Source organism: Hyphomonas sp. UBA3601 (assembly GCF_002375605.1).
Classification (GTDB): Bacteria; Pseudomonadota; Alphaproteobacteria; order Caulobacterales; family Hyphomonadaceae; genus Hyphomonas.
In genome coordinates this window covers 1,564-1,860 of record NZ_DFME01000072.1, presented here as the reverse complement: position 1 = coordinate 1,860, position 297 = coordinate 1,564, and the positions used below count along the sequence as shown (strand labels likewise).

General features: G+C 57.6%; 1 protein-coding gene. It reads left to right on the top strand.

Annotated elements, in window-relative coordinates:
* Positions 1–17: 17 nt before the first annotated feature.
* Positions 18–297, top strand: a 280-nt coding sequence (locus tag B4F73_RS07420) for an enoyl-CoA hydratase-related protein (RefSeq protein ID WP_290482890.1), incomplete at its 3' end; no start/stop codon positions are given.

The window sequence follows — 297 nt, the reverse complement described above, 5'->3', positions numbered from 1 at the left end:
GTCAAAGGAGGACACTCATGCCCGTCGAGTACAAGAAACAAGGCAATGTCGCGATCATCACCATGAACCGACCCGAGGCACGCAACGCCATCAACGCCGAAATGGCAAGCACTATGGAAGCCGCGATCGACCAAATGGAATCTGATCCGGAAGTCTGGGTCGGCATTCTCACTGCCGTCGGCAAGGCATTTTGTGCCGGCGCAGACCTCAAGGAGATCTCCGCAGGGAATGGTGCTGGCCTGTCCACGAAGAAAGGCGGGTTTGCAGGAATCGCACGTCGCGAACGGACCAAGCCAC